Origin of the sequence: Streptomyces sp. TSRI0281 (assembly GCF_001905125.1) — a bacterium.
Lineage (GTDB): Bacteria > Actinomycetota > Actinomycetes > Streptomycetales > Streptomycetaceae > Streptomyces.
This window is the reverse complement of record NZ_LWLE01000018.1, coordinates 66,117-90,501: the sequence shown is the minus strand read 5'-3', so window position 1 is coordinate 90,501 and position 24,385 is coordinate 66,117. Positions and strand designations below refer to the sequence as shown.

Here is a 24,385-nt window from a genome sequence, read left to right as displayed (position 1 = left end):
TGGTGTAGCAGTTCCTTCGGGGCCCGGGTGCCACATGGCACCCGGGCCCCTCCAGCGTGTTCCACAGAGAGGTGACATGACAGCAGACGACTCGTTCGGCCGTCTCGACGACGACGACTACCCCGCCTACACCATGGGCCGGGCCGCCGAAATGCTCGGCACCACCCAGGGCTTCCTCCGCGCCATCGGCGAAGCCCGCCTCATCACCCCACTCCGCTCCGCAGGCGGCCACCGCCGCTACTCCCGCTACCAGCTGCGCATCGCCGCCCGCGCCCGGGAACTCGTCGACCAGGGCACCGCCATCGAATCCGCCTGCCGCATCGTCATCCTCGAAGACCAGCTGGAGGAAGCCCAGCGCATCAACGCCGAACACCACCGCGGCACACCGAAGCCGAAGCCGTAGCCGTCGGCCGCGGCCCGACCCGCGGCCCCGGCTCCACCGGCAGACCCGGGTGTACTCCGGGCGTTTCTGCTCAGGCGGTCTCGCGGCGGGGCTGCCTGCAGATTTTCGAATCGCGCCCAGCGGACCGCCCGTCGGGCAGGGAACCGCGTCGTGCCGCATTGCGCAGGGCGACCTCTTCGACGAACGGGTGCGGGTGCCAGGGCTCCCAGGGCGGGCGGTGTGAGGGCGTTGTCCCGGGAGCCCCCGGGGCTGACGCCAAACAGGGACTGGAACCCGGACGCGGCCCGCCCATCCGCCTGGTCCCCGACGCGGGGGCGGGGCAGTGACGCGCGGAAGGACGGAAAGGGCTCCGGATGAAGGGCCGTGGGTGCTGCCTCGGCCAAGCCGTCTGAGCGGATGACGGTATACACCGGCACGACGAGGGCCCGGTGTGCAGGGGGCGGTCGCATGCTGTTGCCCCGCCACCGTTGTGGACCTGTGAACGTGCAAGCACGACCCAGATCCGATGGAATGGGATAGTTCGTACAGAGCAGGGAGGGCACCGACTCTGCCCCGTAGGAGTGGCACCCGCTCCATTCTCCTGGCGTTTCGTGGCCCCTGGGGCATGTCGCCCGGAGACTGCCGCCTACGAGGAGACCGCTATGACCACGCAGCGCACTCCCGTGGTATTCATCCACGGCTTGTGGCTCCACTCGACGAGCTGGCAGGGGTGGGCGGATGCGTTCCGCGACGCCGGGTACGAGCCGATCATGCCCGAGTGGCCCGGCGACCGTCGCCGAGGCCCGACGCCGCCCCGCGGACCAGGCCGGCGTCGGGCTCGCGGAGATCTCCGAGGCACACGCCCAGATCATCCGGACCCTCGACACCCCGCCCGTGCTCGTCGGACACTCCGTCGGCGGCTTCATCACCCAGCACCTGCTCGGCCAGGGCCTGGGCGCGGCAGCCGTCGCGATCTCCCCCGGCCAGATCAAGGGCGTCAAAGCCATCGGCCCGGCCCAGCGAAATCGACCTTCGCATTCCTGCGCCACCCCGGCAATACCAAGCGCGCCGTCTCCCTCAACCAGGCACAGTTCCGGTACGCCTTCGCCAACGCCGTACCCGAGGAAGAGTCGAACGAGCTGTTCGAGCGGTGGACCATCCCCAGCCCCGCCCGCCCGCTGTTCCAGCTGGCACTCGGCAACTTCACGCCGAACTCCGCGGCGAAGGTCAACACCGGAAACGAGTCCCGGGGGCCGCTGCTCCTCCTGTCCGGCAAGCTCGACCACACCGTCCCCGATGTGCTGACCCGCTCCTCCTTGTCGGGATCTTTGGACTCCTTCCAGGTGCGGGTTCGCTGGAAGGAGATCCCGTGCTCGCGCAGGATCTGCCGGAGCCGTTCCCGGCCGATCCTCACCGTCCGGATCCGGTTGCGGGTCAGGTAGTCGCTGAGCTTGCGAAGACTCCAGTGCGTGAACGGGCGTCCCAGCGTCACTGGGCGGGTCTTGGCCGTCGCGATGATGAACTCGCGTTCGTCATCGCCGATCAGGCGGGGACGGCCTCCCGCCCACTGAGGGTCCAGCGTGGCCAGGCCCTTCTCGTTGAACGCATGGATGACGTCCCGGACGGTGTCCTCGTGCGCGGCGACCAACCGGGCGATCGCCGTTACCGGGGTGCCCGACGCCGACGCCATGATGATCAGTGCACGACGAACCCGCACGGACTCATGGCGGCCCCGTCGGACGATCTGCTGGAGTCTTTGCCCCTCTTGATCAGTCAACCGCCGTGCTCGGACCGGCTCTGCCATCGATGGCCTCACTCTCAGCAGCAATCACATTGTCATCGAGAGTGAGGCCGACAGACCCTGGCACCCCGAACATCGACCGGCGTGTCACCCGACCCGGCGAACGTTCGTGGCCGACGCACTAGCCAACTGCTCGGCGCGTATCTCGGCGCGTTCGGGGTCCTTGCCCAGGCCGTCCTTGCGCCGCAGGTTCGCCATCAGCTGCCCGATCGCCACCAGATCGTCATCCGCTTCGCCCTGGACGGCGTCCTGCCGGGGTGCGAGGTGCCCATGGGCCCGGCGGAAGGACCGGAGCGCTGCGAGTTTCGTCTCCCATGCTTGTTGGTCATGAGGTCTGAGCCGTCGACTCCCTGGGGGAAGCCGGGGAGGTACTCGACCTCGGTGGTGGTGAGGGAGCCGCCGACGAAGGGTGCTGCTGCCGAACAGAGGGGCCTCAGCTGGGCGCGGGCGGTGTAGAGGGCGGCGGTGTATCCGGCGGAGCCGGAGCCGATGATGATTACCTCGCGTATGTCGTTCACGCGGCGGGCTCCGGGGTGATCTCGTTGATCAGGTTCTCGACGAGGGTCTTGATCTCGTCGAGGATCGGCCGGACGGATTCGACACCCTGGCCTGCGGGTCTTCGAGCTTCCAGTCGAGGTGGTGCTTGCCGGGGAAGTCGGGGGCCGGTGTCGCCGCAGCCCATGGTGATGCAGATGTCGGAGGCCTTGACTGCGTCGATGGTGAGGATTCGAGGACTCCTCGGTCGTCGCGAAGCTCTCCACCCTGAACCGCTTCCTCGCGGTCTGGATCCTTCTGGCCATGGTCGGGCTCGGCCGCCTGATCCCCGGCCTGAACGACGCGCTCGTCAAGGTGGAAGTCGGCGGAATCTCCCTGCCCATCGCGGTCGGCCTGCTGATCATGATGTATCCGGTGCTGGCGAAGGCCCGCTACGACAAGCTCGACGCGGTCACGGGCGACCGGAAGCTGATGGTCTCCTCGCTGGTCATCAACCGGATCCTCGGCCCGCCCTCATGTTCGCGCTCGCCTGGATCGTCCTGGCGGACCGCGCACCCCTGAAGCGGGTCGCCGAAACGGAGTACGTCGCTGGGGCCAGCGACGATGCACGGTTCGTGACCGGGGCCGTGGTGCGGGTCGACGGCGGAACCGCCGCGTCCAGACAATAAGGTGCCTTATGGTTTGAGCTACAATTGGAAGGCACCTTATAGCGAGAAAACGAGGACGCCCTGCAATGCCCGCACCCTCCACCACCCTCGAATCACGTCACGCGCACCATCCACCGACGATGGACGCCGCGCCCCCTCAGCAGGGGGCCGGCGGAGTGAAGGGCGTCCTACTGCCGGTCGCGATCGTGCTGGCCATCGGCTCCATCTTCGTCAGCGTGTTCCTGGCCGCATTCCACGCGCCGAAGCCGCATGACCTGCCGGTCGCCGTCGTCGGCACGACCGCCCAGCTTGCGCAGGTCACCCAGGGTCTGGAGCGTGGGCTGCCCGGTGGTTTCGAGGTGAAGGGCTACGCCGACGAGGATGCGGCGCGCCGCGCGGTACAGGACCGGACTGTCTACGCCGCCTACGTGGTGGGCGCCGGGAAATCCGCCGAGTTGCTGTACGCGGGCGCCAACGGTCCGTCCGTGACGTCCACTGTCACGGGCGCGTTCTCCGGTGTCGCTCAGGCGAGCGGCGGTCATCTGAGCCAGCACGACGTCGCCCCGGCCTCGGCCGGTGACACACGCAGCATGTCGGTGTTCTACGCCGGCTTCGGCGTCGTCCTGGCCGGCTTCCTGTTCGGCATGATGACCTACCAGATGGCGCCCCGCCTGCAGTACCGGTGGCGGATGGCCAGCCTGGCCTTTTTCAGTTTCCTCGGCGGCATCATCGTGGCGCTGATCGCCGGCAGCCTCGGCTTCGCCGCGCTGCCCGGCCCCTTCCTGGGCATCGCGGGGATCATCGCGCTGATGGCCGCAGCGGTCGGCGGTACGACCATGGTGTTCATGCGCCTGTTCGGCAAGGCCGGGATGTCGCTGGCCTCGGTGGTGCTGCTGACCTTCGGCAACAGCACCAGCGGCGGCACCCTGCCCAGCGCCTATCTGCCGGGCTGGTTGCAGCCGCTTTCCGAAATCCTTCCGGTGGGAGTCGGCGTACGAGCCCTTCAGGGCATGTCCCACTTCAACAACGACGGCCTGACCATCGGCATCGTCGTCCTGACGGCCTGGACCCTGGTCGCCGCCGCGACGCTCTACTGGCGCGATGCCCGTGTCCCACGCCGCCGAGCCATCGGCTGACTTGCCTGTCCGCGGCCGTGATTCGGCCACGAGCAGGCCACGGAATCCACCGGTCGCGGTGCGGCATGGGACACCCGCACCGGTGGAGGCGTCGTACGCGGGGACGGCGACGCCTGCGTGAAGCCCGGGACCACTCCCTTGTGGGCCGGGCCGCAACGCCCGCAAACAGTAAGTTGCGTTCTCGTTAAACTGAGACCGTGACCGACGCAGCGTTCCCCACCACCGGATACCTCGCCTGGCAGTTCTCGAAGATCATCGCCGGACGGCTGGAGCGGGAGCTGCGCGCGGAGGACCTCACCCTCGCCCAGCACAACGCGCTGACACAGACTGCCCGTACCCCGGGAGTTTCCGCGGCGGACATCGCGCGCCGCTCCGGTATCACGGCCCAGTCGATGGGAGCTGCGGTGAGCCAACTCGTCGAGCGGGGGCTGCTGCTGCGTGAGCCGCACCCGACCAGCCGCCGCAGCATGTGTCTGTACGTCACCGACGAGGGGCGTGCCACTGCAACCCGAGCCGAGTCGATCTTGCGTCGGGTCGAGTCCAAGACGACCTCGCCGCTCTCACCGGACGACAAGAAGGCCCTTCACGAGGTGCTGTACCGCCTGGTCGAGGAGCTGAACCCCGACGCCATCGTAGGTGCCGAGGCGCCCAAGACCATGCCCCGGAGCACCGAATGAACGGGCGCCCGCCACTACTCGAACGTCTACAGCTGGGACTGCCACTGGAGCGGCAGCAGCTTCAAGCTGTGGCTCCAGAAGGGCTGAACGCGCTCTGACAGGCACTCTGATTTGCCTCTAGTGTTCCCCGGACTTCTTCATCCGTGCTGGTCAACGGCTTGGGTGTGGAGAGTGAGCGTTTTCCAACCTGCTTGTGTGCGGCGCGGGTTGGCTGGCTGCACGGAACAACGAAGCTCCGGGTAGACGGGATATCGGCCAAGATCGCCCGTGCCGCCAGGAGCTTCGTGTGCTTGTCAACGTCGTTGATGTGACCGTGTGAGAAATCGCCGGTCAGACGTTTCTGCCGCTTCTTGGCGATCTTCGGCTCGAAAGATCCGTCCCGGTCGCGGGGCACGGATATCTCCACCGGACCGACGTCCGTCAGGACGGTCTTCGCCCGGGTGCCGTTGCGGCTGTAGCCGCCGTTCTTCCCGGCCGGGTCGTGCTTGTCATAGCCGAGGTGGTCGCTGATCTCGCCCTCCAGGGCGGACTCCAGCAGTCGCTTCGTCAGCTGCTGCAGCAGCCCACCCTCGCCGGTCAGCTGCAGACCCTCGGCCTGAGCCCGGGAGACCAGCTCGTCAACTCGTCAATCAGCCGGCTCGGCGGCCTCGCCTTCGGTCACGTTCTCACTGGTCATCGGTGCTTCCTTCGCCCGCGGTCGCGGCCCCTTCACACGGCCCTCCGGCCGTCCGTAACGCCAATCCCTGCCGGTCCGCTCGTGCACTCCCACGATCCGGCAGGCCTGCGCGTTCCCCATTCCCTGATCCACAAGGAAAGGTAGAGCTCACGCTCCTTCAGCAGCTTCCTGGGCCCCTGCGGCCTCCGGTCCTCCCGGATCTCGAAGTCCACTGCAACTCCCTACGGACGGGGTGTCGCAACGACCTCTTGAACTGAAGCGCTACGCCCGGGGTCTCGCGGTTGCACTGTGACGTGTCCGGCCGGTTCAACGACCGGCCACGGCCGGTGTTACGGCCATCCCACCCCGAGCTCGGCGAGGACCTGACGCTGCTCGGGGGTGAGCCGGTCGCGTCGGCTTGTGGTGTGTTGCTGATGAACACACCGAATTTCACCACGTGTTCCTGGCTGTTGACCTCGACCAGTTCTTCGTGCTTCCTCGGGACCGGCCGTTCCGGCGCCTTCTCGTTGGGGGTACCGCGCGAGCGCCGCACCCCTTCCCGCCGGAATGGCGCCCACACCTCCCCCTCCACCGGGGGAGAGGTGTCCTCGTCCGCCTGGGGATGGCGGGACGCGAGCGGCGACCGTGCGTGCGGGGCGGCCGGGCCCTCCGCTCGCTGTGCCGTCCGCTCAGCGGCGGCAGCCGGGTGTCTGGCGCTGCTCGACCGAGGACAGCCGTCGCGCTTCACGCACCTGCGCGGGGTGTCACACGCCCATGACGCGTGCGACACCGGGGATTTCCACCCACGCCCCGTGCGGCGAGCCGGGCGCGCGGGCGCCCGGACCGGACGGGGAGCCGGGCGGTGTATCAGACCGCCGGGATGGTGTCCGCGCCGCCCTGGGGTGCGGGGCCTCCGTTGTCCTGGACAATGTCTCCCGGGGTCTTGCCGCTGCCCATCCAGGAGGCGGCCATCGCGGCCTGCTTCACCTTGGGCTGGCGCTTGAACCAGTCGAGTTGTGCGCCGGAGAGGATGTCGAGGAAGTCGTCGACCGCGCTCATGGGTGCTCCTTGCTGAAGAGGATTCGTCCGTCTTCTTCTGCAGCCCGCCCAGGCACGGGGCGCTTTGTGCGGTGGGCTTCCGTTCCAGCTGGTTCCGGCAATGGTGCGAGAACAGCGCAGCTCGCCGCAGGCGGCACCCGTTCAGGCACGGCCCGTGATGTTCACCCGCACGGGTCCGTCGGCGCTGTGCCGCCCCGGGGGCGCCGCGACGGCCGCAGGGCGCGCCCGTCAGGCTCCGTCCGGTTCCTGGGGCCATATCCCGTCCGCGATGAGTTCCTCGCAGAGGCACGGCTCCGGGTCGCTGAAGGTCGGGTACATGCAGTCCTCGTGGTGGTCCTGGCCGTCGTACACGATCTCGATCACGCGGGTCCTCCCGGTGGGTGGAGTGGTGCGGTACTCCCGTACACCGCCCCAGCACCCGAAGACGGCGAAGCCGGGCGGAGGACCCCAGAGTTGAGGCCGGTGCGACTGGTGCGACGTGCCGGGGCAGCGGTCGCCAAGGACGGCGTCGGCCGGGTCGGAGGGTTCACCGCATCGGACGGCGGTGACGGGTCCGGTCGCACAGACCCCGCTGATTACCTGCGCCGCCATCACACTCATGGCCAGGCGCATCATCCGCAGGCAGTCCCCGTCGGCGGCAACCCGCCCGGCTGCGGGCCTCGGACTGCGCTTGCGGTGCCCACAGGGGCACCGAGAATGAGTGCGTGAGCCGGATCGTTCCGCGCTCCGTGTGTTTCGCACGGTCATAGGACCTGGGGAGCGACTGCGGAGCCTCAGTGCCGGCAAAGAGGTGGGACGGCATGCCGACGCTTCTCTGGGCGACGCCGAACCCTGCTCCGCCGCACACCGGGGCGTACGTCATGGCGTCCCGTTTCACGCTCAGGTCGCGGGGGGACGTGCCGAGGTTCTTCTGGAAGTCCATGCAGGCATGGCGGCAGGTGCGCTCCGCCCCGGGAGTGTTCGGCGCCTCCCTCGTCGCCCAGCCCCTGTCCGGCGTTTTCCTGACCCTGTCCGCGTGGGAGAACCGCGACGCGCTCTACGTCTTCGCCGGGGCCGAACCCCATCGGAGCATCATGGAGACCGTACGGCCCACCATGCGCACGGCGACCTTCACCTTCTGGGAAGTCTCCACCGATGACCTTCCGCTCACCTGGGACGACGCCCGCCGACGTCTCGACGAGCAGGCCGACGCCGACGCCTCTCAGGGGCCGGTCACCGCAGCAGACAGCTGACTGCGAATGAAGCCAGTAACACCTAGAACAGCCAGCGGCTCCGGCTGGTCGCCCGAATGGCGGAGCGAGCCTGCGTCTGTCCTGCGGGAACGGGGTAAGCGGCGCCGCCGCGCTGCCCGCCCTCTATTGACAAAGTTTCAGGTGCTTTGTGACTCGGTTTTTTGATGCGGCGGGTGCTTCTCGAGGTTCTGTTGGTGCCGGTGGGGTGTTGATGCCGTGGTCTCGCCCGCACCGCCTGCGTCATCGACTCCCAGAGCATCAAAACCTCCACCAACGTCCCCGCCACCCGGGCAAGGCATCGACGCAGGCAAGGAGATCGTCGGCCGCAAGCGGGGCATCGTCATCGGCACCGTCGGACTCCTCCTCGGCGTGCTGGTCACCGCGGCCAGCGTGCAGGACTCGACCGCTGGCCGAACCCTCATCGAACGGATCGCCGCCGAGCATCCCACCATCCGCAAAACCTGGGTCGACGGCGGCTACCCGCCAGCACCTCGTCGAGCACGCCGCCACCCTCGGCATCGACATGCACATAGTCCGCGGTGACCCCACCACCAGGGGATTTACCGTTTTGCCCCGCCGCTGGACCGTCGAGCGGACCCTGGGATGGCTCATGAACCACCGGCGCCCGGCCCGCGACTACGAAGCCCACCCACACCGGTCCGAAGCCATGATCCACCTCGCGATGATCAACCTCATGACCCGCAGACTTGCCGCCGAATCCACCCCAACATGGCGCGGCGCTTGAACTGCACACACCCCAGCAGCGATGGCGTCGGGGGAGGGAGCTTGCGCCCGGGGGGTGGCAGGGGACGGAGCTGCTGCGGTGGAAGCCGCCGCCGGCGCGGCGGCGTGGTTCAGCCTCAACGCCTTCTATACCGCGGCCGGGCTGCGGAACTGGTACGTCAACTTCGAGCACCCCACCCGCCGCACCGAGGCCGGGTTCGACACCTTCGACCTGACGGTCGATCTCGTCATCGACCCCGACCTGAGCATATGGACAGGGAAGGACGAAGACGAGTACGCCCACGCCCGACCGCTGCGATGTCCTGGTCTTCCAATCGCTCAACCCGGTGAGGTCAGGAGGCGCCTCGGCGGGTCAGCACCTCAAGCTGGTCAAGCATCTCGCGGGCGCCGGCGGTGCGGCGATAGGGAGCCAGGCGGGCGCGGAGCAGTTCCAATGCGGCCGTCACGCGAGCGGAGTGCAGATACGGGTAGTCCCGGCAGAATCCCTGCGCGGTGGAGCTCGCGGCCTCGACCAGTCCGACCTGGATCTGGAGTTCGGCCAGTCGGGCCGTGGTGAGCGCGCGGGCGCGCCGCTCAGACGGCGGGCAGTGGAGAACGGACTCTTTGAGGGATTCGATCGCGCCGTTGAGGTCGCCGGTCGCGGTGAGGACCTCGGCGTGGTGGCGGGCCAGTTCGGCCGGATGGTATGTGCCGGGGCCGCAGCTGGAGGTATCTGTTCTCGCAAGGTGGCGCTCGGCTTGTCGCAGGTGGGCCAGTGCGCCTCTGCGGTCTCCGCTCGCTGCCGTGGTGACGGCGAGCTGGCCATGCAGAAACGCGGCCGTCATGTGGGCGACCCGGCCCTGCTCCCGGACGGCCAGCTCGGCAAGCATATGGGCCTCTCGCAGGTGGCCCAGACCGTAGGCATGCTCACTCATGGTGCACAGGACGATCGCGCCGACCTCGCCGTTCCCACACTCATGGGCCAGGCCCAGCGAGACGAGCTGGTATCGCTGAGCGAGCCCGTGCAGATACTCGTCGGAACACATCGATCCGGCGAGGCAGACCAGCAGCGCGACGGCGGACAGCAGCCGGTCGTGAACCACCGCACGGTGGGTCCGCAACCAAAGGGTGACGTCGCCCGCAAGATAGGCAACAACGGCGGTGCGGGTGTGCCCGCCACCGAAGGCGATGTCCGCCGTGCAGAAAGCTGTGGTCATCGCCTCCACCATCTCGGCCTGGGGCGGGCCGAGGCCGGTGGTAGGTCTTGGCGCGTGTGCAGGCTGCATCACCGGCGTCTCCTTGCCCCATTCGGGCATGGAGAGCTGGGCCACGTGGTAGACGGTGTGACGCAGTGTGGGCCAGCGGGTGGGATCGGTGTCGGCGGAGCACAGTTCGGTCAACTCGAGCACACCGCGCCGGTCACCGCGGACGAGAGCCATCTCCGCGGGGGAGGTGAGGCCGATCAAGCCGGTCTCCGCAGTGGTGACGGGCCGTCCGATCCGGCGGGCGAGGGCTTCGGCAGCCAGGGTGGAGATCTGTGGGGGCGGCCGGGTGCCGGCCAGCCAGCGGGACACCGTGGCCCGCCCGTACGTCAGCGCCATGCCGCGTTCCCGGCCTACGGCGTTGACCGCCTCGGCCAGGCGCTGCCCCGTCCAGGAAGCCTCGTCAAGCAGTGCCCGCAGACGGGGGTTGGGAGTGTGCGCGGTCATGACGTTCCTTCCTTCACCGGCGGTCCTCGAAACTCCGACGATGGCGCGGCGAGGTGAGATTTCCAAGGTGATTCACCCTGAAATCACCATACTCATAGGGGGTGTTGGGAGAAACGGCGACGGTCTGCCCGGCTTGGATCCGGCATCCGCTCAATAGATTCACAAGCTCACAAGCGTGCGACGTCTGCAACGTCTCCGCCCGCTGAACTACTTGCGCGCAGGTGGCCACCAGTCATCTACTGACAGGGCGACCCCACCCCCGGCGATGAAGCCACCGAACCGGGTGGAACGGAATGCCGAGGACTTGCCCTTCGAAGGCGAGCCGCGATGGCGTCCGCACGCGAGTGTCCGGCGGACGATCCCCCTCTCACCCACAACGCTTTTCTCCCGCGACTGCGAGGCAACGGAGGCCATCCGTTCATGCCCACCCATAGTCCAGCCGAAGGCGATTACCCGATCATTTTCAAAGGGGGGCCGTCCGACCTTCCGAAACACCCCCGGACTTGCGACGTGCACGTGGAAGGAACCCGGGCCTTCGTCACCTTCTACGGCCAGAACCATCACTTCGAGCTAAGCGGCGAAGAGGAGTATGTGAACGGAATTCCGGTGTCGGTCTTCTGCTGGACCTACAGCACGGCTGTCGCCGAATAGAGCGGTCCCGCGGGCGCCTCACCGGGGCTCCGGACCGAAAATAATTTACCTTCCGGCACATCGGACCCATCGCAGGAGGAGCGGCCGGCATGGACGAGCGGATCGCTGTCATAGGTATGAGCTGCAGGTTCCCGGCGGCACCGACCCTGAGTGACTACTGGAGCCTGCTGAGCTCGGGGTCCAGCGCGATAACGAGTGAACCGCCCGATGAGACGGACGCACGCCCGAACCGCCCCACGGCAGGCGCCTTCATCGGCAGGGTGGAGGAATTCGACGCGGACTTCTTCGGTATATCCCCCAAGGAGGCCACGGCGCTGGACCCTCAACAGCGATTAGCACTCGAACTGTGCTGGGAGGCAATGGAGGACGCCGGAATCATTCCGGGTGAGCTGCACGAGAAGAACGCAAGCGTGTTCTTCGGGGCCATGCGGGACGACTACGCAGTGATGACCCGGCAGCGCGGGCAAAGCGCCGCCGGAGAACACACCTTCGCCGGTCTCCAGCGAAGCATGATCGCCAACCGGGTCTCGTACACCCTCAGGCTCAATGGCCCCAGCATGACCGTCGACACGGGCCAGTCGTCCTCGCTCGCGGCGCTTCACCTGGCAGCAGGGAGCCTGCTGCGGGGAGAGTCGGACCTGGCGCTGGTGGGAGGTGTCAGCCTGCTGCTCGATGCCGACGGAACGGTCGGGGCCGAACTGTTCGGCGGACTCTCACCGGATGGCCAGTGCTGCCCCCTGGACGAGCGCGCCAACGGGTTCGTACCGGGCGAGGGGGCGGGAGTCGTGATCCTCAAACCGCTGGCCGCCGCGCTAGGGGACGGAGACCGTGTCTACTGCGTCGTACGAGGCACCGGCCTCAACAACGATGGAGGCGGACCGGGCCTGACCCACCCGAGCGTGAGCGCCCAGCAGCAACTGCTGCGCGCCGTCCATTCCCGGGCGAACACCCTGGACGAGGTGCAGTTCGTGGAACTGCACGCCACCGGAACCCCGATCGGCGACTCGGTGGAGGCGCAGGCGGTCGGCAGCGCCCTCGGCGCTTCGCACGACGGGTCCTGCCCGCTGCTCGTCGGATCCGTCAAGTCCACCATCGGCCACCTGGAAGCCGCCGCCGGCATCGCCGGCTTCATCAAGACCGTCCTGTGCGTCTGGCACCGCTCGATCGTGCCGCAGTCGAACTTCCGGGCCCCGGCCCCTGGGATCCCGCTCGCAGAGCTGAACCTGAGTGTGCCTCTCACCCTGCGCGACTGGCCGCACCCGAACCGTCAACTGACAGCCGCAGTAAGCTCTTTCGGCCTCGGCGGAACCAACTGCCACGTGGTTCTCTCCGAAGCGCCCCGGACATCGCCCCCCGCCCGTCAGGCGGCGCCCGGACAGCAGATCCACCTGGTCTCCGGCCGCACCCGGGCCGCGCTGCACGCCCAAGCCACCGCACTGCTCTCCCAGCTCACCTCCGCAGCACAACCACCGGACAACCGCGACCTCGCGTACTCGCTGGCGACCACACGTACCTCCTTCGAGTGGCGCGCCGGCGTGATCGCCGACGGGCCCGACTCGCTGCGCACCGGACTCCGGGCACTCGTGCAGGGCTCCCCCTCGCCCCGGGTCCATCACGGGCGAGTCTGCGGCCGGGAGGGCACCGCGTTCCTCTTCTCCGGGCAGGGCACCCAACGCTCCGGTATGGGAAGGGAACTGCACCAGCTCTTCACCGCCTTCGCATCGGCCTTCGACGAGGCGGCCGATGCCCTCGACCCGCATCTGCCGCGACCGCTGCGCCCAATGGTGTTCGCCCCGCCCGACAGCCCCGAGGCTGCCTTGCTGGACGACACCACCTTCACCCAACCGGCCTTGTTCGCCCTGGAGACGGCACTGTTCCGGCTGCTGGATACCTGGGGGCTGCGCCCGGACTACCTCATCGGCCACTCCCTTGGGGAACTGACCGCCGCTCACCTGTGCGGGGTGCTCTCCCTGGCGGACGCCGCCCTGTTGGTCGCCAACCGAGGGCGGCTGATGGGACAGCTCCCGGAGGGCGCGATGGCGTCGCTGCACGCCACCGAGGCCGAGGTCCGGCCACTGCTGCGCGACCATCCGCACGTATCAATCGCCGCGGTGAACGGCCCGCGGACGACGGTCATCTCCGGCGAGCCCGCCGGCGTCCGGGCGGTATGCGGTGAACTGGCGCGGCGCGGGCGGCGGACCAAAACCCTCCGGGTGAACGTCGGCTTTCACTCGCCTCAGGTTGACGCGGTCCTCGACGAATTCGCCTCCGTCGCCGGTTCATTGACCTACCGAGCAACCGAGCTACCGGTCATCTCGACCCTCACCGGCACCTGGGCCCATACCGATGACCTGCGCTCCGCCGACTACTGGGCGGCGCACCTGCGCAACCCGGTGCGCTTCCTTGACGCGCTGCGCACCCTCGGTGACACGGGCGCCGCTCACCTGCTGGAGATCGGCCCGGATGCCACGCTGTCCGCGCTCGCCGGGCTGACGCTGCCGATGGACGACGAGGCGCATCCGGTTGCCTTGTCCCTGCTCGGTGACACCGCGCCGGAGCCCGATGCCGTGCTCGCCACCCTGACCAGGCTGCATCTGCACGGACTGCCGGTGAACTGGGGCAGTTACTTCGCGCCGCAGCAGGCCCGGCGCACCACGCTGCCCACCTATGCCTTCCAACGCCGTGCCTACTGGCTCGCGTCGCCGGCCGAAGCACAAGAAGAACCGCGGACCGGTGCCTCGACCACCCGGGCGCGGCTGTCCGCCAGCACCCGTTCGGCCGGTTCCGGCCAAGCGCCCGGCATTGTGTGCGACGGCAGCGACAGCACTGCCGGGTCCGATGCTCCCGCCGGGCCCGACGCCGCCCTCTCCGGGCCGGGCCGGGACCGGGCGCTGTTGGAACTGGTACTCAGCCGCACCGCGTTCGTGCTGGGCCACGAGGCGGAGGACCTCATCGACCCCCGCCGTTCCTTCCAGGATCTCGGCATGGGCTCCGCCTCGGCCGTACAGCTCTCGCTCTCGCTCTCCGAGGCACTCGGGCAGCCGGTATCGCAGACCCTGGTCTACGACCACCCGAACCCCGCCAGTGCGGGTCGGGCCCTCGGACAGCTCCTCGACAATGCGGCCGAAAGCGGCGGGCCGGCGGAGGGCGCCGCCGACCAGCAGGGACGTGCGGCACTCACCGGAGACCCGATCGCCGTAGTGGCGCTCGGCTGTCGGCTGCCCGGCGGCGTTACTTCCCCTCAGGAGCTCTGGTCACTGCTGCGGTCGGGCCGAGACGCCGTATCGCCGTTCCCGCGCGACCGGGGCTGGGACATCGACGGTCTTTTCAACCCCGACCCCGATGTGTCCGGCACGACCTACGTCCGGGCGGGCGGATTCCTGCACGATGCCGGCCAGTTCGATGCCCAGCTGTTCGGGATCTCCCCCCGCGAAGCGCTCGCCATGGACCCTCAGCAGCGCCTGTTGCTGGAGACCTCGTGGGAGACGCTGGAGCGGGCGGGCATCCCCTCCGAGTCCCTGCGAGGCACCAGCACCGGGGTGTTCATCGGCGCAACGGCTCAGGAGTACGGCCCACGCATGCACCAAGCCCCGGCCGAGTCCGGCGGCTACGCGCTCACCGGGACGACCACGAGCGTCATCTCGGGCCGCCTCGCCTACACCTACGGGCTCACCGGACCGGCCCTCACCGTGGACACGGCATGCTCCTCGTCCCTGGTGGCGGTGCACCTGGCCTGCGATTCGCTGGCCCGTGGGGAGTGCACGCTGGCCCTGGCCGGCGGTGTGGCGGTGCTGTCCTCGCCAGGCATGTGGGTGGAGTTCTCGCGCCAGCGCGGACTGGCACCGGACGGGCGGTGCAAACCGTTCGCGGCCGCCGCCGACGGGACCGCATGGAGCGAGGGGGTCTCCCTGGTCCTGCTGGAGCGGCTGTCGGACGCACGCCGCAACGGCCACCAGGTGCTGGCGGTCATCCGGGGCACCGCTGTCAACCAGGACGGCGCGAGCAGCGGGCTCACCGCGCCCAACGGCCCCGCGCAGGAGCGGGTCATCCGCCGGGCCCTGGCGGACGCCGGTGTCGATGCCGCGGATGTGGACGTCGTCGAGGCCCACGGCACCGGCACCACGCTCGGCGACCCGATCGAGGCCCATGCCCTCGGCCGCACCTACGGCGTGGGCCGGGAAGCGGACCGACCCCTGCTGGTCGGCTCCCTGAAGTCCAACATCGGTCACACCCAGGCGGCAGCCGGCGTCGCAGGCCTGGTCAAGATGGTGCTGGCACTGCAGCACGGGGAACTGCCCGCCAGCCTGCACATCGACCGGCCGACGCCGCGCCTGGACTGGTCCTCGGCAAACCTGCGTCTGCTGACGCACCTTGTGCCCTGGCCACACGACGGGCGCCCGCGCCGCGCCGGCATCTCCTCATTCGGGGTGAGCGGCACCAACGCCCACGTCGTTCTGGAGGAGGCGCCGCCACAGGAACCCTGCCCGGCGCCGGGCACCGACAACACGTGCTGCGACGGCACCGGGCAGCAGGACGCCGGGTGGAGCGGCCCGGCCCTGGTCTGGCCACTCAGCGCGGCAAGCCCATCAGCCCTGCGGGCGCAGGCGGGCCGGCTGGTTTCCGCTCTCACCGGCGCGCCGACGTTCGACCCTCGCGATGCGGGCCGCTCACTGGCGAGGACGAGGAACGCACTCGACCACCGGGCGGCAGCCGTCGGCGTCGGCCTCGGCAGCCTGCGGTCGAGCCTGGAGGCGCTCGCGCAGGAGCCCGGAACGGATCAAGACCCGGACGGCACAGTGCGGGCCACCGCGCTCCCCGGCTGCCGGACGGTCTTCGTCTTCCCCGGCCAGGGTTCCCAGTGGCCGGGCATGGCCCGCGGCCTGCTCGCGACCTCACCCGTCTTCCGCGCCCACATCGACGCCTGCGAACAGGCACTGTCCGCCCATGGTGACTGGTCGCTGCGGGCCGTACTCCAACAGGAACCGCAGGCCCCCTCCTTGGAGCGCGACGACGTGGTGCAGCCCGCCCTGTTCGCCGTGATGACCGGTCTCGCCGAGGTGTGGCGTTCCCACGGTGTGATGCCCGACGCCGTCGTCGGGCACTCCCAGGGCGAGATCGCGGCCGCCTGGGCCTCCGGCGCCCTGACGCTCCAGGACGCCGTGCACGCCACGGTGGTCCGCAGCCGACTGGTCGGCACCCTGGAAACGAACGGGCGGATGGCATCCGTACGACTACCCGCCGAGGATGTCGGGCGTCGGCTGCGCGAAGGGTACGAGCAACTGGTCATCGCCGCGCTCAACGGACCGACCTCGACCGTCGTCTCCGGCCCACGGGACATCCTGGAGGACTTCCTCGCCGAGTGCGGCAAGGACGACGTCCGCACCGTCCGCATCCAGGTCGATTACGCCTCACACTCCGCCGACGTCGATCCTCTGCACGGCCCCCTGACCCAGGCTTTGGCCGGTCTGGCACCCCACGCGCCACACACCGCATTCCACTCCACCGTCACGGGCAGGACAACCGTCCAGGACGGCCCACCCGTCCTGGACGGCGAGTACTGGTTCCGCAACCTGCGCCGCACTGTCCGCTTCGAGCCCGTCGTCCGCGCCCTGCTCACCGCCGGGTACACCACCTTCATCGAGATGAGCCCGCACCCCTTGCTGGCCTTCGGTATCCAGGAGACGGCGGAGAGCGTGCCCGGCCTGGCCCGGGAGGCAGTCGCTCTCGCCTCTCTGCATCGCGACGCCGGGGACCAGGCGGACCTTCTCACCTCGCTCGCCCGGGCCTGGTGCCACGGCGTGAACGTCGACTGGAGACCACTGTTCGGGGAGGGCCCGACCGTTCCGCTGCCCACCTACGCCTTCCAGCGCCGGCGCTACTGGCTCCCGGCCGCGCCCATTCCCCCCGCGCCTTCCGGCTCGCAGTCCCGTTCCGCCTCCGAGCGCCGGCTCTGGGACGCCGTCGAGCGACAGGACGCGGAAGCCACGGCGGCCACGCTGGGCATCGAGGACCCGGGCGCACTCAGCGGCCTGCTGCCGGCCATGGCCGCCTGGCGGCGCGAGGAGGAACGTCTCTCCCGGCTGGACGGCATGTGCTTCACCACGGAGTGGGCCCCGCTGGCGGCCGACGGCCCGACGGCCGCCGGGCATTGGCTGTTCGCCGTCCCCGAGGGCGAACAGCAGCCGTGGCCCAAGGCTCTGGCGGACGCCCTGACCGCAGTCGGCTCCACAACCCGGACCGTGCGCGTGCGCCCCGGCGCCGACCGGGCCGAACTCACCCGGCGGATCGCCGACGCCGCTGACGGCCGGACAACCACCGGTGTGGTGTCCTTCCTGTCGCATCGCCCACCTGCTCCGGCGACCCCGCGCCTCTGGGCCGCACTTTCCGATACCGCCCTGCTGGTGCAGGCCGTCGACGACGCCAAGCTGACCGCGCCGCTCTGGTGTGCCACGCGGACCGCCGTCCGGGTCGACGACCGGGACTCCCCGGCAGACCCCGCACAGGCCCTCCTCTGGGGTCTGGGCAAGGCCGCGGCCCTGGAGTACCCGCGACAATGGCGGGGCCTCGTGGACCTCCCCGAGACACCCGAACCGGACAGCCTGCGCCAAGCCCTGCGGGCGCTGTCACAGTCAGGCTCCGAGGACTGCCTCGCAGTGCGGGCCCACGGCGTCCTCGCTTCCCGACTGCGACCTTGTGCCCTGCCGATCGGCAGGCCGTGGCGACCCCGGGGGACGGTCCTGATCACCGGCGGCACCGGATACCTCGGCGCACGCACCGCCAAGCTGCTGGCCCGCGCCGGAGCACCCCACCTGCTGCTGATCAGCCGACATGGCGACCAGGCAGAGGGGGCGGCCCCGCTCGTGGCCGAACTCGCCGCGCTCGGAGCTCGTGCCACCGTCGCCGCATGCGACGTCAGCGACCGAAGCGCCCTCGCGGCCGTACTCGCCGCCGTCCCCGCCGAATACCCCCTGACCGGCGTGGTGCACACCGCCGGTGCCCGGCGCTCGGGAACCATCGATGCCCTGAACCCGTCCATGATCGACGAGAACCTGTCCGCCAAGGTACTCGGCGCGCAGCACCTCCACGACCTCACCGCCGGGCAAGACCTCGACGCGTTCGTCCTGTTCTCCTCCGTCATCGCGGCCGTCGGCCAAGACGGCCACGGAGCCTACGGCGCGGCCAACGCCTACCTCGACGCCCTCGCACAGCGGCGCCGCACCGAGACACTGCCCGCCAGCTCCATCGCCTGGGGCTACTTCACCGGCGGCCTCGGAGCCGGCGGAGCCGACTGGATGACCGGCTGGGGCCTGCCGCCCATTGATCCCGACCTGGCGGTGGACCTGCTGACCGGCCTCGCGGCCGGTTCTGTCCCCGCCGTCGTACTCGCCCGCTTCGACTGGCCGACCTTCGCCGAACGCTATACCGCGATCCGCCCCGCCCCGTTCCTCGGCGACATCCCCGCCGTCCGGGCAGCCAGGGAGGCAGATGCCCGGATCGCCCGCGACGAGGCCCCCGCAGGCCGTGCTGCCGCAGCCGACCGCAGCACGCAGGACCTCACCGACCTGGTTCGCTCCACCACCGCAGACGTACTGGGCCACCGCACGCCCACCGGCATCGCTCCCGGCCGGTCCTTCAGGGACATCGGCCTCGACTCACTGACCGCCGTCCAACTGCGCAACCGGCTGGGCCACGCCACCGGACTCCAGCTGCCGGCCGGCGTGGCCTTCAGCCACCCGACCCCCGCCGAGCTCGCCGAATACCTGCACACCCGGCTGAGCCCTGCGGAAGAGGCGCCCGAGGCAGTGCCCGGTACGGCGGCCCCAACGGCCGAGCCGGTGGCCGTGATCGGCATGGCGTGCCGGCTTCCCGGCGGCGTCGATTCCCCGGATCAGCTCTGGGCACTCCTCCAGCAGGGCACCGACGCGATCTCACCGTTCCCCGAGGACCGGGGCTGGGACGTGGCCGACCTCTACGACCCCGACCCCGCCGCGCCCGGCAAGAGCTACACCACGGCGGGAGGTTTCCTCGCCAACGCCGCCGACTTCGACGCCGAGTTCTTCACCGTCTCGCCCCGCGAAGCGCTGTTCATGGACCCACAGCAACGGCTGCTGTTGGAGACATCCTGGGAGGCCCTGGAACGAGCAGACATCGACCCCAGCTCGCTGCGTCGCACCAGCACCGGGGTCTTCGCCGGTGCCGTCTACCAGGACTACGGCTCGCGCTCCCACGAGGCGCCGAAGGAGATGCAGGGCTACCTCACCACGGGCAAGCCGCTGAGTGTCATCTCGGGCCGCGTCGCGTACGTGCTCGGTCTCGAAGGGCCCGCCGTATCGGTCGACACCGCGTGCTCGTCCTCACTGGTCAGCATCCACCTGGCCTGCCAGTCCCTGCTCCAGGGCGACAGCACCCTCGCTCTCGCCGGCGGGGTCACGGTCATCCCGTCCCCCGGCCTCTTCATCGAGTTCTCCCGACAGCGGGCGCTCTCGCCGGACGGCCGCTGCAGGTCCTTCTCCGCCGACGCCGACGGCACCGGGTTCGCCGAGGGCGCCGGCATGGTCGTCCTCGAACGCCTCAGCGACGCTCAGCGCAACGGCCACCACGTCCTCGCGGTGATCCGGGCCAGCGCCATCAACCAGGACGGTGCCAGCAACGGCCTGACCGCCCCGAACGGAGCTTCCCAGGAACGCGTCATCCGCCGGACCCTGGACCGCGCGGGCCTGCGCAGCGCCGACATCGACGCGGTCGAGGCCCATGGCACCGGCACCACCCTGGGCGACCCGATCGAGGCCGACGCGCTGCTGGCCACTTACGGCCGTCACCGCCCCGCCGACCAGCCGCTGTACCTCGGCTCGTTGAAGTCCAACATCGGCCACACCCAGGCCGCCGCCGGTGTCGCCGGCCTGATCAAGACCGTCCTCGCCGTCCAATACGCCACTCTCCCGCGCACTCTGTACGCCGAAAACCCCACCGCCCACGTCGACTGGGACTCCGGTGCGATCCGTCTACTGACGGGTGCCATCCCCTGGCCGGACACCGGCCGCCCCCGCCGGGCCGCCGTCTCCGCTTTCGGAGTGAGCGGTACCAACGCCCACGTCATCATCGAGCAGGCCCCGGAGCCCGACGCCCCGGTCCCCGAACCAACGGACCAGCCATCGGCGCCCGCCGTCTGGCTGCTCAGTGGCCACACCCCTGCCGCGCTAAGGGGGCAGGCCGCCCGGCTGCACAGCCACCTTGAGAGCAGTCCACCGCCGTCGGCCACCGCCGTCGGCCACGCACTGGCGAACACCCGCGCCCAGCTGCCGTTCCGCGCCGCCCTCACCGCACCCGGCCTCGACGCACAACTGCGGGCACTGCGCGACCTCGCCGACGGGCGCCCCAACCCGGATCTCGCCCAGGCCAAAGCGGCGGACGGCCGGATCGCCTTCGTCTTCCCCGGCCAGGGCTCCCAGTGGCCGGCCATGGCGGCAGGGCTGCTGGAGTCGAGCCCCGTCTTCGCCGACAGCATCGCGCAGTGCGCCCGCGCGCTGGCCCCCCACACCGACTGGCCGCTGCTCGACGTCCTCGTCCCCGAGCACGCCGAGCAGGCCCTGCAGCGAGTCGATGTCGTCCAGCCCGCGCTGTTCGCCGTCCAGCTCTCACTCGCCCGGCTGTGGCAGTCCTCAGGTGTACGACCGACCGCCGTCGTGGGCCATTCGCAGGGCGAGATAGCCGCCGCCTGCTTCGCCGGGGGACTCTCCCTGGAGGACGCCTGCCGCGTCGTCGCGCTTCGCAGCAAGGTCCTGACCCGCTTGGGCACCGCCAACGGCATGCTCTTTCTCCAGCTCTCCGCCGACGAGGTGGAGCAGCGGCTGCAACACCACCCCGAGCTGACCATAGCCACCGTCAACAGCCCCCGGTCCGTGGTGGTCGCCGGTCCCGCCGCCGCCCTCGATGCCCTGCGGGACAGCTGCGAGACCGAAGGCGTCCGGGCCCGGCGTATCGCCGTCGACTATGCCGCCCACTCACCGCAGGTGGAGGAGGTCCGTGCGGACCTCCTCCACCTGCTCGCCCCCGTGGCCCCCCGCGGCGGCGACATCGCCTTCTACTCATCGGTCACCGGCACGGCCATCGACACCACCACGCTGGACGCCGCCTACTGGTACCGCAATCTGCGCGAGCCGGTCCGGTTCGACCAGGCCACTGCGGCGCTCCTCTCCGACGGCCACCGCGTCTTCGTCGAACCCAGCCCCCACCCGTTGCTGTGCGGCGCCGTCCTGGAGAGCGCGGACGGCTCAACGCAGCCCGTCACCACCCTGCCCACACTGCGCCGGGACGAGGGCGGCCCAGCCCGGTTCACGACAGCCCTGGCGAACGCCCACATCCACGGCGTCGCCGTCGACACCGAGGCGCTCAACCCCGGGACGGACCGGCGGCCGGTGAACCTGCCCACCTACGCCTTCCAGCACCGGCGCTTCTGGATCGACACATCCCGAGGTGCCACGACGCGGGAAATGGCCGCTTCCTTCGGCGTCGACCCCGTCGAGCACCCGTTCCTCGACCTCGCTCTGCCGGTGCCCGAGGACAACGGACTGGTCCTGACCGGCCGCATCGGCACGCATACCCATTCCTGGCTGCAGGACCACGCCGTCCACGGCAGCGTCCTGCTCCCCGGAACCGCGTTCGTGGACCTCGCACTCCATGCCGGACAGCGCACTGGCTGCTCCTACCTGGAGGAACTGACCCTCCTGGCCCCCCTGCACCTCGGCGACGGGGACGAGAGCATCCAGCTCCACCTGACCATCGGCGGCCCCGACGCCACCGGGCGGCGGAGCGTGACCATCCGCTCCCGCTGGCAGAGCGCGGTCACCGGTGAACCGTGGACCGTTCACGCCTGCGGATTCGTCGGCGAACCACCGCCGCAGCCCACCATCCCCACCCTTGCCTGGCCTCCCGAGCACAGCGTGTCAGTCGATACTGAGCGCTTCTACGCCCGGGCCGAGGAGATCGGCCACGGCTACGGGCCCGCCTTCCGAGGGCTGACCGGTATCTGGCGGCGTGGCCAGGACGTCTTCACGGAAGCCAGACTTCCCGAGGAGCTCCGGCGGCAGGGGAGCGGGTTCGCCGTTCACCCGGCGCTGCTGGACGCGGCCCTGCAGGGGCTGCTGGTCCGCCGGCCCGCCACCGTCGAGCTCCCCTTCACATGGAGAGGGGTGCGCCTGCACGACACCGGCGCCACCACCCTGCGCACCCGGATCCGCAGGGTCGGCGACCAGAGTGTCACCGTCGATGTCTTCGCCGAAGCAGGGCACTTGGTGGCCCGCCTCGACTCGCTCATCCTGCGGCCGGCGGCCGCCCACAACGCCCACCACCCCCTCGCCGGCGAGGGGGTCTACCACCTGGCCTGGAAGCCGGCGGCCCCCGAGTCGCTGCCCCGCCCACCGCGGGCGGCCGTGCTGTCCGCCAACCCCCGCCACCGGCCGACGGCACCCGCCGACGGCACCGGCCTGCCCGTCCACGCAGACCTTGCGACATTCGCGGAAAGCCTTGCCACAGAAGAGCCCACACCCGAGTACGTCCTTCATGACCTGACCCCGCCGAAATCGGCTCCCGCCGAACGGACGCCCCAGGAAACCGCCCTGGCCGCCCACGACGCCGTCCGGCGGACGCTTCGCCTGCTCAAGGAATGGCTCGCCGATGACCGTCTGTCTGCGCTCCGCCTGGTCCTCGCGACCCGGGGCGCCGTCGCGGCCCTCCCGGGAGAAGTCCCCGACCCCGCGGCCGCCGCCGTGTGGGGCCTGGTCCGGTCGGCGCAGAACGAGTACCCCGACCAGTTCACCCTGCTCGACCTGGACGGGACGGCGCCAGACCCGGACACCCTCGCATCCCTGCCCCTTGACTCCGAACCCCAGATCGCCCTGCGCGACGGCAGCGCTCACCTGGCCCGGCTCACCCGCCTCGCCCCACCGGCCCCCGCGCCGAGCCCCTACGACCCGGACAGGACTGTCCTGATCTCCGGCGGCACCGGCACCCTCGGCCGCCTGCTCGCCCGTCACCTCGTCACTGAGCACGGCGTACGACGGCTGCTCCTCCTCAGCCGACACGAGGCGGCCGCCACCGGCGACGCCACCGCCGAACTCGCAGCGCTCGGCGCCCGATGCACCGTCGCCGCATGCGACATCACCGACCGCGCAGACCTGGACGCCACCCTGGCGACCCATCTCGATGGTCATCGGCTGGGAGCGGTCGTCCATGCGGCCGGGGTCCTGGACGACGCCACCATCACCCAGCTGACGCCGCAGCAGGTGAACAACGTCCTGCGCCCCAAGATCGACGGGGTTGTCAACCTCCACCTGGCGACGCTCGACCGGGAACCGGCCGTGTTCCTCCTCTACTCCGGAGCCGCCGGAACCTTCGGCACCCCCGGCCAGGGCCACTACGCCGCTGCCAACGCCTTCCTCGACGCCTTCGCTCAATACCGCCGTGCCCTCGGGCTGCCGGCCCTCTCGCTCGGCTGGGGTCTGTGGGCCGAACGCAGCGGGATGACCGGCCGCCTCGACGCCACCGCGCTGCGCCGGCTCGACCGGCTGGGGATCACCCCGCTCCCCTCCTCGCACAACCTCGCCCTGCACGACACCGCGTTCCGGCACGAGGAGGCTGTACTGCTGCCGCTACGGCTCAGCGGCTCCGCCCAGCGCACCCCGCTGCTGCGGAACGCCATCGGGAATCAGCAGTCGACCGTCCAACGGCCCACGACCGCTGCAGAGCCCGACGGGTCGCCGCTCAAGAAACGGCTGGCCGGGCTGGCGGCACACGACCAGGACACGCTGTTGACCGAACTGGTGCACTCCCACGTCGTCCAAGTCCTCGGGCACGCCTCCACCGCGGACGTCGACCCCAGTGTCCCGTTCACCGACCTCGGCTTCGACTCACTCACCTCCGTGGAACTGCGCAATCGCATCAACCAGGAAACCGGCGCGGCCCTGCCGGTCACCGCAGTCTTCGACCACCCGACCCCTACTGCCCTGGCAGCCCGCCTTCGCGAAACGCTGTCCGAGCGGACCATGACGGCCCCACTCGAGGGCACCACGGCCCAGACCGGCACTGCGGAAGTCACTTCGGCCGAGCCCGACTCGACCGGGACACGGCCCGCTCACTGGGCGGAGAACGCCGGGGACACCGACCTCTTCGCCGCGATCGACCAGGCCCAGGAATGACCCTCAGCCCACGCCACGCCGGAAA

At 70.1% G+C, this 24,385-nt stretch carries 10 protein-coding genes and 9 pseudogenes; 10 read left to right on the top strand and 9 right to left on the bottom strand.

Features of this window, described 5'->3' with window-relative positions; translation table 11 throughout:
• The first annotated feature begins 76 nt into the window (after positions 1 to 76).
• Together A6A29_RS23845 and A6A29_RS48180 are read left to right on the top strand one after the other, a co-directional pair.
• A complete protein-coding gene (locus tag A6A29_RS23845) occupies positions 77 to 403 on the top strand; it encodes a helix-turn-helix domain-containing protein (RefSeq protein ID WP_073722646.1) in 327 nt (108 codons plus the stop codon).
• A 717-nt stretch (positions 404 to 1,120) separates the two neighbouring features.
• Positions 1,121 to 1,411, top strand: a pseudogene (locus tag A6A29_RS48180) (alpha/beta fold hydrolase); the annotation flags it as partial.
• Here A6A29_RS48180 and A6A29_RS48175 read toward each other — a convergent pair.
• From A6A29_RS48175 to A6A29_RS23820, 4 genes and pseudogenes are all read right to left on the bottom strand, one after another.
• Positions 1,380 to 2,186, bottom strand: coding sequence for a helix-turn-helix domain-containing protein (locus tag A6A29_RS48175; protein WP_385731456.1), 807 nt, complete (start codon positions 2,184 to 2,186; stop codon positions 1,380 to 1,382). The pseudogene A6A29_RS48180 and the gene A6A29_RS48175 overlap by 32 nt on opposite strands.
• Before the next feature lie 117 nt (positions 2,187 to 2,303).
• Positions 2,304 to 2,507: pseudogene (locus A6A29_RS46880) on the bottom strand (helicase associated domain-containing protein); the annotation flags it as partial.
• Positions 2,504 to 2,701: pseudogene (locus A6A29_RS46875) on the bottom strand (FAD-binding protein); the annotation flags it as partial. The pseudogenes A6A29_RS46880 and A6A29_RS46875, both read right to left, overlap by 4 nt.
• Positions 2,698 to 2,919 (bottom strand): annotated as a pseudogene (locus A6A29_RS23820) (phosphotyrosine protein phosphatase); the annotation flags it as partial. The pseudogenes A6A29_RS23820 and A6A29_RS46875, both read right to left, overlap by 4 nt.
• Between A6A29_RS23820 and A6A29_RS23815 the strand changes: the two are divergent.
• From A6A29_RS23815 to A6A29_RS23805, 3 genes and pseudogenes are all read left to right on the top strand, one after another.
• Positions 2,913 to 3,226: pseudogene (locus A6A29_RS23815) on the top strand (arsenic resistance protein); the annotation flags it as partial. The pseudogenes A6A29_RS23820 and A6A29_RS23815 sit on opposite strands and share 7 nt — an antisense overlap.
• 239 nt (positions 3,227 to 3,465) lie before the next feature.
• On the top strand, positions 3,466 to 4,461 hold the full coding sequence (locus A6A29_RS23810; protein ID WP_073722653.1) for an ABC transporter permease: 996 nt from the start codon (positions 3,466 to 3,468) through the stop codon (positions 4,459 to 4,461).
• 197 nt (positions 4,462 to 4,658) lie between these two features.
• Positions 4,659 to 5,138 carry a MarR family winged helix-turn-helix transcriptional regulator gene (locus A6A29_RS23805; protein WP_073722645.1) on the top strand — a complete coding sequence of 160 codons (480 nt, stop codon included), beginning with the start codon at positions 4,659 to 4,661 and terminating at the stop codon, positions 5,136 to 5,138.
• Positions 5,139 to 5,463: 325 nt separating this feature from the next.
• Here the strand turns inward: A6A29_RS23805 and A6A29_RS23800 are convergent.
• The 4 genes and pseudogenes from A6A29_RS23800 to A6A29_RS23785 all read right to left on the bottom strand — a co-directional run.
• Positions 5,464 to 5,751: pseudogene (locus tag A6A29_RS23800) on the bottom strand (transposase); the annotation flags it as partial.
• A 111-nt stretch (positions 5,752 to 5,862) separates the two neighbouring features.
• Positions 5,863 to 6,026 (bottom strand): annotated as a pseudogene (locus tag A6A29_RS48170) (IS30 family transposase); the annotation flags it as partial.
• 634 nt (positions 6,027 to 6,660) lie between these two features.
• Positions 6,661 to 6,852: a hypothetical protein gene (locus A6A29_RS23790; protein WP_073722643.1), complete on the bottom strand. Its 192-nt coding sequence runs from the start codon at positions 6,850 to 6,852 to the stop codon at positions 6,661 to 6,663.
• 228 nt (positions 6,853 to 7,080) lie between these two features.
• Positions 7,081 to 7,452: a hypothetical protein gene (locus tag A6A29_RS23785; protein WP_206745372.1), complete on the bottom strand. Its 372-nt coding sequence runs from the start codon at positions 7,450 to 7,452 to the stop codon at positions 7,081 to 7,083.
• 200 nt (positions 7,453 to 7,652) lie between these two features.
• Here A6A29_RS23785 and A6A29_RS23780 point away from each other — a divergent pair, with 200 nt between their 5' ends.
• From A6A29_RS23780 to A6A29_RS46865, 3 genes and pseudogenes are all read left to right on the top strand, one after another.
• Positions 7,653 to 8,084 carry a DUF3291 domain-containing protein gene (locus A6A29_RS23780; RefSeq protein WP_073722641.1) on the top strand — a complete coding sequence of 144 codons (432 nt, stop codon included), beginning with the start codon at positions 7,653 to 7,655 and terminating at the stop codon, positions 8,082 to 8,084.
• Between the two features lie 230 nt (positions 8,085 to 8,314).
• A pseudogene (locus A6A29_RS47865) lies at positions 8,315 to 8,829 on the top strand (transposase); the annotation flags it as partial.
• 21 nt (positions 8,830 to 8,850) lie between these two features.
• A pseudogene (locus tag A6A29_RS46865) lies at positions 8,851 to 9,045 on the top strand (hypothetical protein); the annotation flags it as partial.
• 115 nt (positions 9,046 to 9,160) lie between these two features.
• On the opposite strand, the gene A6A29_RS46860 reads toward A6A29_RS46865, so the two are convergent.
• Entirely contained in the window at positions 9,161 to 10,516 is a 1,356-nt protein-coding gene (locus A6A29_RS46860) for a hypothetical protein (RefSeq protein ID WP_073722639.1), read from the bottom strand.
• A gap of 420 nt (positions 10,517 to 10,936) precedes the next feature.
• Here A6A29_RS46860 and A6A29_RS44915 point away from each other — a divergent pair, with 420 nt between their 5' ends.
• Entirely contained in the window at positions 10,937 to 11,167 is a 231-nt protein-coding gene (locus A6A29_RS44915; RefSeq protein ID WP_143197057.1) for a DUF5988 family protein, read from the top strand.
• A gap of 89 nt (positions 11,168 to 11,256) precedes the next feature.
• Entirely contained in the window at positions 11,257 to 24,360 is a 13,104-nt protein-coding gene (locus tag A6A29_RS44235) for a type I polyketide synthase (RefSeq protein WP_073722638.1), read from the top strand.
• Positions 24,361 to 24,385: the final 25 nt, after the last annotated feature.